9 protein-coding genes are annotated in these 13821 nt (G+C 54.7%); 7 read left to right on the top strand and 2 right to left on the bottom strand.

Annotated elements, in window-relative coordinates; genetic code table 11:
* Positions 1-65 precede the first annotated feature (65 nt).
* The 5 genes from purL (at position 66) to glnB (ending at position 8376) form a co-directional block, all read left to right on the top strand.
* Complete coding sequence (purL, locus tag A6A26_RS21230; RefSeq protein WP_063880587.1) at positions 66-3956, top strand: phosphoribosylformylglycinamidine synthase; 3891 nt, start codon at positions 66-68, stop codon at positions 3954-3956.
* A gap of 566 nt (positions 3957-4522) precedes the next feature.
* Positions 4523-5950: a sensor histidine kinase gene (locus tag A6A26_RS21225; protein WP_063880586.1), complete on the top strand. Its 1428-nt coding sequence runs from the start codon at positions 4523-4525 to the stop codon at positions 5948-5950.
* Positions 5951-5953: 3 nt separating this feature from the next.
* Complete coding sequence (gene qseG, locus A6A26_RS21220) at positions 5954-6625, top strand: two-component system QseEF-associated lipoprotein QseG (RefSeq protein WP_063880585.1); 672 nt, start codon at positions 5954-5956, stop codon at positions 6623-6625.
* The gene (gene glrR / locus A6A26_RS21215) at positions 6625-7959 is read left to right on the top strand and encodes a two-component system response regulator GlrR (protein ID WP_063880584.1); all 1335 of its coding nucleotides are present in this window, start codon (positions 6625-6627) and stop codon (positions 7957-7959) included. The genes qseG and glrR overlap by 1 nt, the downstream gene beginning before the upstream one ends.
* A 78-nt stretch (positions 7960-8037) precedes the next feature.
* A complete protein-coding gene (gene glnB, locus A6A26_RS21210; RefSeq protein ID WP_003848647.1) occupies positions 8038-8376 on the top strand; it encodes a nitrogen regulatory protein P-II in 339 nt (112 codons plus the stop codon).
* 51 nt (positions 8377-8427) lie between these two features.
* Here glnB and hmpA read toward each other — a convergent pair whose 3' ends face one another.
* The gene (hmpA, locus tag A6A26_RS21205; RefSeq protein WP_063880583.1) at positions 8428-9612 is read right to left on the bottom strand and encodes an NO-inducible flavohemoprotein; all 1185 of its coding nucleotides are present in this window, start codon (positions 9610-9612) and stop codon (positions 8428-8430) included.
* 325 nt (positions 9613-9937) lie between these two features.
* Between hmpA and glyA the strand changes: the two genes are divergently transcribed.
* Entirely contained in the window at positions 9938-11191 is a 1254-nt protein-coding gene (glyA, locus tag A6A26_RS21200) for a serine hydroxymethyltransferase (RefSeq protein ID WP_063880582.1), read from the top strand.
* 130 nt (positions 11192-11321) lie between these two features.
* The gene (locus A6A26_RS21195; protein WP_063880581.1) at positions 11322-12470 is read left to right on the top strand and encodes a 3-phenylpropionate MFS transporter; all 1149 of its coding nucleotides are present in this window, start codon (positions 11322-11324) and stop codon (positions 12468-12470) included.
* On the opposite strand, the gene csiE is transcribed toward A6A26_RS21195, so the two are convergent.
* The gene (gene csiE / locus A6A26_RS21190) at positions 12452-13720 is read right to left on the bottom strand and encodes a stationary phase inducible protein CsiE (protein WP_063880580.1); all 1269 of its coding nucleotides are present in this window, start codon (positions 13718-13720) and stop codon (positions 12452-12454) included. The two genes, A6A26_RS21195 and csiE, sit on opposite strands and share 19 nt — an antisense overlap.
* Positions 13721-13821 lie beyond the last annotated feature (101 nt).

The raw sequence follows: 13821 nt of genomic DNA, 5'->3' as shown, positions 1-13821 counted from the left end.
ACGCCCCGTTTTCCCCTGTTGCGCCCAATGAAGCGTCGCCCGGCGCTTCGAAGACGAGAGATCTTATGATGGAAATTCTGCGTGGTTCGCCCGCCCTGTCGGCATTTCGTGTAAACAAACTGCTGACCCGCTTTCAGGACGCTCATCTGCCGGTGAGTGATATTTACGCTGAGTACGTCCATTTTGCCGATGTCAGCGCGCCGCTGAGCGAGGATGAAACGTCCCGTCTGCAGCGCCTGCTCAAGTACGGCCCTTCTCTCGCTGAACATGCACCACAAGGGCGTTTACTGCTGGTGACGCCGCGTCCAGGCACCATTTCACCGTGGTCATCGAAAGCCACTGACATTGCCCACAACTGCGATCTTTCGCAGGTGCGTCGTCTGGAACGTGGCATGGCCTTTTATGTCCAGGCGCCTGAACTGACCGAAACCCAGTGGCAGGCGCTGGCGGCACTCCTTCATGACCGCATGATGGAAACGGTGTACAGCGATTTCAATCAGGCCGAGCAGCTGTTTGCTCACCATGAACCTCAGCCGGTCAAAAGCGTCGATGTGCTCGGTGAAGGCCGTCAGGCGCTGGTTGAAGCCAATATGACGCTGGGACTGGCGCTGGCCGAAGACGAAATTGATTATCTGCTGGCTGCCTTTACCGCACTGGGGCGCAATCCAAACGACATTGAGCTTTATATGTTTGCCCAGGCGAACTCTGAGCATTGTCGTCACAAGATTTTTAACGCTGACTGGATTATCGACGGCGAAAAACAGCCTAAATCGCTGTTTAAAATGATTAAAAACACCTTCGAGCAAACACCGGATTATGTTCTGTCAGCCTACAAAGATAACGCTGCGGTCATGGAAGGCTCTGAGGTGGGGCGCTTCTTCGCGGATGCTGAGAAAGGCGAATACGCCTATCACCAGGAAGCGGCACACATTCTGATGAAGGTTGAAACCCACAACCATCCCACCGCGATTTCCCCCTGGCCTGGTGCGGCAACCGGCTCCGGCGGTGAGATTCGTGATGAGGGCGCAACCGGACGAGGCGCAAAGCCGAAGGCTGGCCTGGTCGGATTCTCGGTGTCGAATCTGCGTATTCCCGGCTTTGAACAGCCATGGGAAGAGGATTTTGGCAAGCCTGAGCGCATCGTCAGTGCGCTGGATATCATGACCGAAGGCCCACTGGGCGGCGCGGCATTTAACAACGAATTTGGTCGTCCAGCCTTAAACGGCTACTTCCGTACCTACGAAGAGCAGGTTAACAGCCACAACGGCACTGAACTGCGTGGCTACCACAAACCCATTATGCTGGCTGGCGGTATCGGAAATATCCGTGCCGATCACGTGCAGAAGGGTGAAATCACCGTGGGTGCCAAACTGATCGTGCTGGGTGGCCCGGCGATGAATATCGGCCTGGGTGGCGGTGCCGCATCATCAATGGCGTCGGGTCAGTCCGATGCCGATCTCGATTTTGCGTCAGTGCAGCGTGACAATCCAGAAATGGAGCGCCGTTGCCAGGAAGTCATTGACCGCTGCTGGCAACTGGGCGATGACAACCCCATTCTGTTTATCCACGATGTGGGCGCAGGCGGATTGTCCAACGCGATGCCAGAACTGGTCAGCGATGGTGGCCGCGGTGGCCGCTTTAACCTGCGTGACATCCTCAGTGACGAACCGGGAATGAGCCCGCTTGAAGTCTGGTGTAATGAATCACAAGAGCGTTATGTGATGGCTGTTGCCCCAGAGAAGCTGGCCGAGTTTGCTGCTATTTGTCAGCGTGAGCGTGCGCCTTATGCGGTTATTGGTGAAGCCACCGAGGAGCTGCATCTGACGCTGGAAGACAGCCACTTCTCTAACAGCCCGATTGATATGCCGCTGGATGTGTTGTTAGGGAAAACCCCGAAAATGACCCGCGATGTGGTTAAACAGCAGGCTCAGGGGCACCCACTCCAGCGCGACGGTATCACGCTGACGGACGCGGTGAACCGTGTGCTGCACTTGCCGACCGTGGCGGAAAAAACCTTCCTGATCACGATAGGCGACCGTAGCGTAACCGGCATGGTGGCGCGCGATCAGATGGTCGGCCCCTGGCAGATCCCGGTCGCCAACTGCGCCGTAACAACGGCCAGCCTCGACAGCTACCATGGTGAGGCCTTCGCGCTGGGCGAGCGCGCCCCTGTGGCGCTACTCGACTTTGCCGCCTCGGCCCGTCTGGCCGTCGGTGAAGCACTGACTAACCTTGCAGCCACGCCGGTCGGTTCTTTGAAGCGCGTGAAACTTTCGGCTAACTGGATGTCGGCAGCAGGCCATCCGGGTGAAGACGCTGGCCTGTATGACGCTGTAAAAGCCGTTGGTGAAGAGCTGTGCCCGGCACTTGGCATCACCATTCCGGTGGGTAAAGACTCCATGTCGATGAAAACCCGCTGGCAGGAAGGCACCGAACAGCGCGAAATGACCTCGCCTCTGTCTCTGGTGATTACCGCGTTTGCCCGTGTAGAAGACGTGCGCCGCAACGTGACGCCACAGCTGGTGGCAGATCAGGATAACCTGCTGCTGTTGATCGACCTTGGTAACGGCGCTAACACCTTAGGCGCGACGGCACTGGCTCAGGTTTATCGTCAGTTGGGCGACAAGCCTGCAGATGTGCGTGATGCACAGCAACTGGCGGGCTTCTTTAATGCCGTTCAGGCGCTGGTCAGCCAACAAAAACTACTGGCTTATCATGACCGTTCAGATGGTGGCCTGCTTGTTACCCTGGCGGAAATGGCCTTTACCGGTCACTGCGGCATTGACGTCGATATCGCGGCATTGGGCAGCGATGCGCTGGCTGCGCTGTTCACCGAAGAGCTGGGGGCGGTCATTCAAATCAACGCCGCCGATCGTGAGGCAGTAGAGCAGATTCTTGCAGCGCACGGTCTGGCGCACTGCAGCCATGTGCTGGGATGTGCGAAGCAGGGCGACCGCTTTGTGATTCGTTCTGGCGAGAGTGCTGTGTATAGCGAAAGCCGTAACACCTTACGGACCTTGTGGGCAGAAACCACCTGGCAGATGCAGCGTCTGCGTGATAATCCAGCCTGTGCCGATCAGGAACATCAGGCAAAGCAGGATAACAACGATCCGGGTCTGAACGTGAGCCTGACATTCAAGCCAGAAGAAGACGTTGCAGCACCAATGATTGCCACAGGTGCGCGTCCACGCGTTGCCGTCCTGCGTGAGCAGGGCGTTAACTCCCATGTGGAAATGGCCGCCGCCTTTGATCGCGCCGGGTTTACTGCGGTTGACGTTCATATGAGTGACTTGCTCGCCGGACGGATCGATCTGGAACGTTTCCAGGCGTTAGTGGCTTGCGGCGGCTTCTCTTACGGTGACGTATTAGGGGCCGGTGAAGGCTGGGCAAAATCCATTCTGTTTAACCCACGCGTCCGCGATCAGTTCGCATCCTTCTTCCATCGCCCACAAACGCTGGCGCTCGGTGTCTGTAACGGCTGCCAGATGATGTCTAACCTGCGTGAGTTGATCCCCGGCAGCGAACTGTGGCCACGCTTTGTCCGTAATCAGTCAGAGCGTTTTGAAGCGCGCTTCAGCCTGGTTGAAGTGGCTGCCAGCCCGTCGTTACTGTTAGACGGTATGGCCGGCTCACGTATGCCAATCGCCGTATCGCACGGCGAGGGCTTCGTTGAGGTTCGCGATGGGGCGCATCTTGCCGCCCTCGAGTCCAAAGGGCTGGTGGCGCTACGTTATGTCGATAACGCAGGTAAGGTGACAGAAACCTATCCGGCAAACCCGAATGGGTCGCCAAACGGCATCACCGCCGTGACCAACGAGAGCGGGCGCGTCACCATTATGATGCCGCACCCTGAGCGCGTGTTCCGCACGGTCAGCAACTCATGGCACCCGGCTGAGTGGGGTGAAGACAGCCCATGGATGCGTATTTTCCGTAACGCGCGTAAACAATTAGGTTAATTGCTGTAAAAAAAATGGGAGGCGCTCAGGCCTCCCATTTTTTATGGCGCGGTTGTTGGCAAAAGGAGACAGCCGTCACCTTTTTTTGTCGCTAATGGGTGACATCTATCTTGATGATTTTTCTGAGCAGATTCTGAACGACAAAATTGTGTTGGTATTTGGCGACACTTTTAGCAGACCAGACGGTCCGGAACGAAGCGTTAAAAGGTAAGCTGGCAGCCAATGCCCTGAAAATAAAGGGCCTTTCATTGTTGGCATGAACCTTGCTATACTTGACACACTGCTCATTCACCTGTTTATGATTGCCACCGCGCTGCGGGTAGAGCTCATAAAGCCCGAATGACGCACCAAACGGAGCCTGTCGTCCACCACACCGATAATCGTATGTTCTGCATCGTTATCAAGCATCGGACGCAACGTTGAGTTAGGCTCCACCCATTCTCACGTGCTGCCAGGGCGGCACGCTAACGGCAGGCCATCGCGCCTGCCGTTTTCTTTTCTGCCTCTTCCTTCTCTGGGCTGACTCCGCTAGCATCCGATAAGCGTATCTTTAAGGAAGCTGTCGCGTGAAAAAATGGCGTTTATTTCCCCGGTCCCTGCGCCAGTTGGTGCTGATGGCCTTTTTGCTGGTGCTCCTTCCGCTGCTGGTGCTGGCCTGGCAGGCCTGGGAAAGCCTGTCGGCGTTAAGCAATCAGGCTGCCGACACCAACCGCAATACGTTTACCGACGTCAGGCGCAGTGAGGCCATGGCTCGAACCGCCATTGAGCTGGAGCGCAGTTATCGCCAGTACTGCGTGCTGGGCGATACGTCGCTGGCAAAGCTTTATCAGACGCAGCGTATTCGCTACAGTCAGATGCTCAGTTCCCATGCTGATAGCCTGCCTGATTTACCGGCGTTTAAAACCCTGCAGGCCACGCTGCCGCAACTGGAAACGTTGCAGTGTGATAACGGCAATCCCGTGGCTCACGCCTCTCAGGCACTGGAAAAGTTTTCAGCGACGAACGTGCAGCTGGTCCAGGATACGCGAGAAGTGGTGTTTGCCCGTGGTCTGCAACTGCAGCGTGAAATTGCCGATCGCGGCCAGTTCTTCGGCTGGCAGGCGCTGATCCTGTTTATCATCAGTCTGACGTTAACCCTGCTGTTTACCCGCATGATCATCGGTCCGGTAAAAAGTGTTGAACGCATGATTAATCGTCTTGGTGAAGGACGTGAGCTGGGAAGCAGTATGGTGTTTCGTGGCCCGCGGGAGCTACGCTCTCTGGGGCAGCGCATTATCTGGTTAAGTGAACGCCTGGCCTGGCTGGAAACCCAACGCCATGAATTTTTACGTCATCTTTCACATGAACTTAAAACACCGCTGGCCAGCCTGCGTGAAGGCACAGAACTGCTGGCGGATGAAGTGGCGGGCGCACTGAATCCGGAACAGAAAGAAATTGTCTCAATACTGGATAACAGCAGCCGTCATCTGCAACGCCTTATCGAACAATTACTTGATTACAACCGTAAGGTCGCCGATGGGCCGATTACGCTAGAAGCGGTGAAGCTGAATGACATTGTGCATGATGTGGTTAACGCGCATGCGCTTACGGCGCGGACCAAACTCATGCATGTCGATATCGATCTCAAAGCAACGGATTGCCAGGCAGAGCCTATGCTATTGATGAGTGTGATTGATAACCTCTACTCTAACGCCGTGAACTATGGCAATGAATCCGGTAACATTTGGCTGCGCAGCCGCCAGCAGGACGACCGGATAGTGATCGAGGTTGCTAACAGCGGCACGCCCATTCCCGAAAATGAGCAGGAGATGATTTTTGAGCCTTTCTTCCAGGGCAGTCACCAGCGCAAAGGGCCGGTTAAAGGCAGCGGACTGGGGTTAAGCATCGCAAAGGATTGTCTGCGCCGTATGCACGGTAGCCTGCAACTGGTTGCCTGCGACGACGCTGATGTTTGTTTTCGCATCGAACTGAATACCACAGCCGGGAAAGTCTGAAGCATGAAATTTTTCGCCGTCATTATTTTAAGCGCCCTGAGCAGCATGATGCTCAGTGGATGTGCCTCATCCCCGGTCACCTCAACAACCCAGCCTGCCAGCGGCAACGTTGTGGTGCCTGAAGCCAGCCTGGTTGACTATCTCACCACGCACTGCGGCGATATCTGGCGCATTGAAAATAGCGCCGCTATGACGAATCCCCTTTACTGGATGCGCAGTATCGACTGTGCTGAACGGCTTTCTCCCGCGGAAGCGCGCGCGGAGGCCCATCGCTGGCCGGTGGACAGTTGGGCGCGAGCGTTTAAGCAAGGCGTCTTAATGGCAAACGGCAATGTGACGCCGCTGGAGCGTCGTGACTACATCAACGTGCTCGATGGCTACAGTGAGCAGTTTCCGTCCAACCTGCGGGCATTCATTCAGCTCTGGCGCAGTAATCAGGTTGCCCAGCTTGAGTTAAGCGCCATGCGGACGCGTTACGCCCATTTACAGCAGAGCAGCGATGCGCAATCAGATTCACTGCGTCAACAGCAGATAAAACTGCGTCAGCAGCTCAGTGATACCCAGCGCAAACTGGAGCGTTTAACCGATATCGAACGCCAGCTTTCGTCGCGCAAAACCTCCGATATGTCTGACGGCAGTCACGGAACGGCCCTGCCACAAGAGGACGAACAGTAATGGTGAAACATGCGGCACACCTGCTTTTAGTGGATGACGATCCCAGCCTGCTCAAACTGTTAGGTATGCGCCTCACCAGTGAGGGATATCAGGTGACCACCGCCGCCAGTGGACCCGAGGCGCTTCGACTTTTGCAGAAAGAGAAAATCGAGCTGGTCATCAGCGATCTGCGCATGGATGAAATGGACGGCCTGGCATTATTTGGCGAAATTCAAAAGCGTCATACAGGCTTGCCGGTCATTATTTTAACGGCTCACGGCTCGATCCCGGAAGCGGTAGCGGCAACGCAGCAGGGCGTTTTCAGCTTCCTGACCAAACCGGTCGATCGCGACGCACTGTATAAAGCGATAGATGAGGCCCTGGCACAGCGCGCGCCAGTGAGTGACGATCGCTGGCGGGAAGCGATTGTCACCCGCAGCCCACAGATGCTGCGTCTGCTTGAACAGGCACATATGGTGGCCCAGTCAGACGTCAGTGTGCTGATCAATGGGCAAAGCGGAACGGGCAAAGAGGTGCTGGCGCAGGCTATCCATGCGGCAAGCCCGCGCGCGGGGCAGCCGTTTATCGCCATCAACTGCGGGGCCTTACCCGAGCAACTTCTGGAGTCAGAATTGTTTGGTCATGCCAAAGGTGCCTTTACCGGTGCGGTGAGCGCGCGTGACGGGCTGTTTAAAGCCGCAGAGGGCGGCACGCTGTTTCTGGATGAGATCGGTGATATGCCGCCTGCGCTGCAGGTGAAATTACTGCGCGTGTTACAGGAGCGGAAAGTCCGGCCGCTGGGCAGCAACAATGATATTGATATTAACGTGCGGATTATCTCGGCAACGCACCGGGATCTGCCAAAGGCGATGGAAAAGAAAGAGTTCCGCGAAGATCTGTTTTATCGCCTTAATGTGGTGAATCTGAAAATTCCGGCGCTGCATCAGCGCACAGAAGATATCCCGTTGCTGGCGAACCATCTGCTGCGTCAGGCGGCAGAACGGCACAAACCACAGATACGCAGCTTTTCCGTTGATGCGATGAAGCGCCTGATATCTGCCAGTTGGCCGGGTAACGTACGTCAACTGGTTAACGTTATTGAGCAATGTGTTGCGCTCAGTTCCTCGCCGGTTATCAGCGATGCGCTGGTGGAGCAGGCGCTGAGCGGAGAAAACAGTGCGTTGCCTACCTTTGTAGAAGCGCGAAACCAGTTCGAACTCAATTATCTCCGCAAACTGTTGCAGATGACCAAAGGAAATGTCACCCACGCCGCGCGTCTGGCTGGACGTAACCGTACTGAATTCTATAAGCTGCTGTCACGGCATGAACTGGACGCCAGCGACTTTAAAGAGTAGTTTTCTGCCCCAATAAGCCTGCGGCATTTATACTTAAAAATCCCTCTGCACATGGAGGGCGTGAGGAAAGGATCTGACATGAAAAAGATCGATGCAATTATTAAACCCTTCAAGCTTGATGACGTACGTGAAGCACTCGCTGAAGTCGGCATCACCGGCATGACCGTGAGCGAAGTAAAAGGATTTGGCCGCCAGAAAGGCCATACGGAACTCTACCGTGGCGCAGAGTACATGGTGGACTTCCTGCCTAAGGTCAAAATTGAAATGGTGGTCGGGGACGATATCGTTGATACCTGCGTCGAAACCATCATGCGCACCGCGCAAACCGGCAAAATTGGCGACGGTAAAATCTTTGTTTTCGATGTGGCTCGGGTAGTACGTATTCGTACCGGCGAAGAAGACGAAGAAGCGATTTGATTACGATTGAGTCAGAAGCCCGCCTGTTGCGGGCTTTTTTATGTCCTGAGATCACATCTCTTTATGCGGCCCGAACACCTCATAGTGAATTCTTTCTGCCGCAATGCCCACCGCATGCAACTGCTTAACGATAAAAGACATAAAGCCCAGTGGCCCACACAGGTAGAAGTGGGTGTTCACATCCTGCAGCCGCGCTGACACTGTCGCCAAATCCATAACACCTTGCGCATCATAGCGGCCTGCGTCTTGTTCATCGGGCGCGCGATACCAGATGTGCTGTACAAAATCAGGAAGCTGGGCACCGGTCGTGTTTACTTCCTCTGCGAAGGCATGCTGTTTACCGTTTTCGGCAGCGTGGAGCCAGTTGACGGGCGCCGGATGGCGTTGTGCAGCTAACGCGTGCAGCATGGCCAGCATCGGTGTTTGTCCCACGCCAGCAGAAATGAGTGTGATCGGCGTCGTCGGGCGCACCTGCAGGAAAAAATCGCCGTGCGGCGCGGCCAGCTGCACCTCGTCACCCACTTCGGCATGCCGGTGCAGCCAGCCTGATACACTCCCCAGCGCTTCTTGTTTAACCGCGATACGGTAGGTTTTCTCGTTGCTGGCTGTGGTTAGTGAGTACTGACGAATCTGATGATATTCAAACCCCGCAGGCTGTAAGTGAAGCGTCAAATACTGTCCGGGTTTGAACGCTGCAACCGGGCCGCCATCCACAGGCGTAAAGGTAAAGCTTTTAATGACGGCACTTTGCTGTTCCATCGCACTGATGCGAAACACCCGCTTCCCGCGCCAGCCGCCTTTTTGCTGTTCTGACGCCTGATAAATGGCATCTTCACGCTGAATAAATACCTCTGCCAGTGCGTTGTAAGCGCGTCCCCAGGCGGCCAGCGCCTCATCACCCGGATTCAGCAGTGTCTTGATGGTTGCGAGTAAATGCTCACCCACAATTGCATACTGCTCGGGTTGAATAATGAGGCTGGTGTGCTTCTGAGCAATTTTTTCAACAGCAGGCAGTATCGCCGTCAGGTTTTCCAGGTTTGCCCCATAGGCGCATATCGCATTAAACAGGGCTTCGCGCTGACCGCCATTACGTTGGTTATTCATGTTAAAGACATGCTTCAGTTCCGGATGCTTAGAAAACATGCGGTTATAGAAATGTGCCGTGAGATCGGGACCACAGGCGGCGATGGCGGGTAGGGTGGATTTCACGGTAGCAATGGTCTGTGCATCAAGCATGACAACACCTCCTTTAAAGTTGCATTTAAAATGCATCTTATATCCACTTCTTTCACGCTGTAAATCTTCGCTTACTTTTTGTTGGCAGCAACTGGCAGGTTTTCGCTACAAAATGGAAGGAAATCTGTTTCATCGTCAGGAATAATGTTGAAGGGCAGGCATTGCAAAAAATGCGGTGAAAATGCTTTGCTATTCCATAGCCAAACGTTTGCGTAAAAAGAGGGAATTCACCCTACCTTACCCAGATAAAACGGTTTACACTGTCAGCCTTCGCCCTCAGGGGGCGTAAATTGCCGATTTAAAGATAGCCAGTCAGGAGATGCGGATGTTAAAGCGTGAAATGAACATTGCCGATTATGATGCCGAGTTGTGGCAGGCGATGGAGCAAGAGAAAGTGCGTCAGGAAGAGCACATTGAACTGATTGCTTCTGAAAACTACACCAGCCCGCGTGTTATGCAGGCGCAAGGTTCACAGCTCACTAACAAATATGCCGAAGGCTATCCGGGCAAGCGTTACTACGGCGGCTGCGAATACGTGGATATTGTCGAGCAACTGGCTATCGATCGTGCTAAAGCCCTGTTTGGCGCAGACTATGCCAACGTTCAGCCTCACTCTGGCTCTCAGGCTAACTTTGCCGTTTTCACCGCGCTGTTGCAGCCCGGCGATACCATCCTGGGTATGAACCTGGCACACGGTGGTCACCTGACGCACGGTTCGCCGGTTAACCTGTCAGGCAAACTGTATAATGTTGTGCCTTACGGTATCGATGAAACCGGTAAAATTGACTACAACGAACTGGCCGATCTGGCACAAACCCACAAGCCTAAAATGATCATCGGCGGCTTCTCGGCGTATTCCGGTATTTGCGACTGGGCTAAAATGCGTGAAATCGCTGACAGCGTTGGCGCATGGCTGTTTGTTGATATGGCGCATGTTGCGGGTCTGATTGCTGCGGATGTTTACCCTAACCCGGTTCCTCACGCGCACATCGTGACCTCCACAACGCACAAAACCCTGGCGGGTCCGCGTGGTGGCATCATCCTGGCTCAGGGTGGCGACGAAGATCTGTACAAAAAGCTTAACTCTGCTGTATTCCCTGGTGGACAGGGCGGCCCGCTGATGCATGTCATCGCAGGTAAAGCCGTTGCTTTTAAAGAAGCGATGGAGCCTGAGTTTAAAGTCTACCAGCAGCAGGTGGCAAAAAACGCCAAAGCAATGGTAGAGGTGCTGATTGAGCGTGGCTACAACATCGTATCAGGTGGCACCTATAACCACCTGTTCCTGATCGACCTGGTCAGCAAAAACATGACCGGTAAAGAAGCGGATGCCGCGCTGGGCCGTGCTAACATCACCGTGAACAAAAACAGCGTGCCGAACGATCCGAAAAGTCCGTTTGTCACCTCAGGTGTGCGTATTGGTACGCCAGCCGTCACGCGCCGTGGCTTTAAAGAAGCGGACGTGCGTGAACTGGCCGGTTGGATCGCTGATGTGCTAGACAACGTCAATGATGAAGCCACCATTGAACGCACTAAGCAGAAAGTGCTGGATATCTGTGCGCGTCTGCCGGTTTACGCATAACAGGCTCTGTTGAAAACACAGTCTGACAAGAGGATGGCCCCGGCCATCCTTTTTTATTGCCTGCACGACCCGGCTCTGCCAAAGTAACGACCACTCATTATTGCCTGGTAGCATCGCTGCTGGAGGGAACATGGCAATCGGCTCCGCCAGGTGGCTTGGATTAAGCTACTTCACCTACTTTTTCTGTTACGGTATTTATCTTCCTTTCTGGGGCGTCTGGCTTAAAGGTGTCGGCCTGGACCCTGAACAAATTGGCTTGTTACTGGGATGCGGCATGGTAGCGCGCTTTGTTGGCAGTTTGTTTATTGCTTCCCAGGTTAAAAATCCAGCACAACTGATTACGGCGTTACGGCTGCTGGCGCTGCTGACCTGTTTTATTGCCGTCGGTTATTGGGTCGGGCAACAGTGGATGTGGCTGCTGTTAGTGATGACCGGTTTTAACCTGTTTTTCTCACCTCTGGTGCCGTTAAGCGATGCCCTGGCTGCAACCTGGACACAGCAGATTGGTCTGGCCTATGGGCCCGTGCGCCTGTGGGGTTCCCTGGCATTTGTGATTAGCTCGGCGCTGACCGGGATGCTGGTGAGTGCGTTCTCTTCACAGGCGATCCTCATGCTGCTGTCAGTGGGGCTGGTCAGCATGCTGGCGGGCATGTTGCTGACGCCACAGACACATCCTCAGGGCAGCGAAAGGCAGGGCGGGGTAAGCGGTGGCTGGCAGGCCTGGCGTGACCTGATAAAGGAAAACGCGGTCTGGCGCTTTATGGTGTGCGTCACGTTATTACAGGGCGCACATGCCGCCTATTACAGCTTCAGCGCAATCTGGTGGCAGGAGAGCGGCTATTCCGCGTCGGTGGTCGGTTATTTATGGTCGCTGGGCGTGGTGGCTGAAATTGTGGTATTTGCATTGAGTCACCGGCTGTTTCCCCGCTGGCGCGCGCGCGATCTGCTGCTGCTCTCGGGCCTCTGTGCGCTGATTCGCTGGAGCCTGCTGGGAGCCAGCACCGCCTTGCCATTGCTGATCGTGGCGCAAATTCTGCACTGCGGCAGCTTTACGGTCTGCCATCTGGCCGCGATGCGTTTCATCGCTTCACGTCAGGGAACGGATGTTATTCGTTTGCAGTCACTCTATTCGGCGCTGGCGATGGGCGGCGGTATTGCGGTGATGACCATGATTTGCGGCGTCCTCTTTACCCATCTGCAGGGTCATCTCTTCTGGGTCATGGCGCTGGTTGTCGTGCCTGCACTGTTCCTGCGCCCGCGCTACGATTCAAGCAAATAGCGAATGCGTTGCTGATGGTATTCTGTCAGCGGCAGTTCTGCGTGAATCAGCGGGGGCGAGAACAGCGGCAGCGAAGTCACATATGGCGAAATAATTAAATCGACTTCGCGCGGTGCGCCATCGCGCTGAAAATCCTCAACGCGCTGGTAAGTAATATTGACAGGCAGCAAGGTGATCTCCCGGATCTGCTGCTCGACATCCTGTTCCAGCTCAGGATCGTCACCGGTAAGCAGCAGCACCTGTTTTTCCTGTAGCGCACTACTTTGCATGAGCCAGGCACCTAAAATCACGGTGATCAGACTGACCTCTTCCGCTTCGAAACAGATCTCATATTCCTGCTCAAAAGCGGCCAGCGCCTGCTGTGTCGTGCGCAGCAGGCGCGGATAAAGCCTGGTTACGTCTTGTGCCACACTGTCATCAATACCAATAGTAAAGTAGGTGCGATCCAGCGCCTGAGCTAAATGGGTATATAACTGCTGCTGCAGTTCAGATCGTTCATGAAAAGCGTTGCCAGCATAATGCTCAAAGTCATCAATCAGTCGCTGAGTGGCGCGCATCAGACGCTGTTCGCTGGAATGCGTGACGCAGTCTGGATCAGGCGAGTGGAGCAGGCTAAAGAGCAGCGTCCAGAAATCAGTCTCGCTGGCGTCCGGCGACAGATGGCAGCGTTTTTGCCAGTGATGGATGACATCTGTTGCGGCCTGGCGTTCTGCCTTTGCTGCCAGCCATGCCTGCTGCTGGGCAGTAAAGATGGCAGGCTGGCGTTGGCACAGACCGTATTTCATAAATATTTGTAAAAAGAGTTGATCGCGAGTGCTGAACGGGCGATTAAGGCACAGGCTGCAGTGCTGAATTAGCGCCTGCAAGTTGGTTTCATCGTACAGCGCTTTTTCAATTTTCATCTGTTTCAGGCGCTGACGTAAGGGGGCAGCAAAATGCTCGCAGACAAAGGCCTGCGACAGTCGCAGGCTGCGTCGCAAATTGTGTATTAAGCAAATTCGGCGATCCAGCTCTGTACCATGAATGCGTAGGCTGCCATCCACCATCTGGTGAAGCTCCAGTTGATGATAGCGCTGTATCTCATCACCGACTTCCGCGATATCTTGTCGCGCGGTGGCGATATCCACTCCGTTCAGCAGGCTTAATCTTTTAAGCGTCAGCGCTTGAGCAGGCAGAAACAGCAGTAACAACAGATGGCAGCGACGCTGTAAACCGGTGAAGAGTGGTGCTGAAGATGTAGCAGAACTCATCAATCATTATCCAGCAGGCTATTTTTAGCTAAGAATAGTCAACCACCTGGACCCGTGAACGGTTTACCCGACTTTTTGTTCAGAGGTTTAAGGCGGGTCAC

The sequence above is a fragment of the Pantoea sp. OXWO6B1 genome, from assembly GCF_001641135.1.
Taxonomy (GTDB): domain Bacteria; phylum Pseudomonadota; class Gammaproteobacteria; order Enterobacterales; family Enterobacteriaceae; genus Pantoea; species Pantoea allii.
The sequence above is the reverse complement of the archived record's forward strand: the minus strand, read 5'-3'. Positions and strand labels throughout refer to the sequence as shown.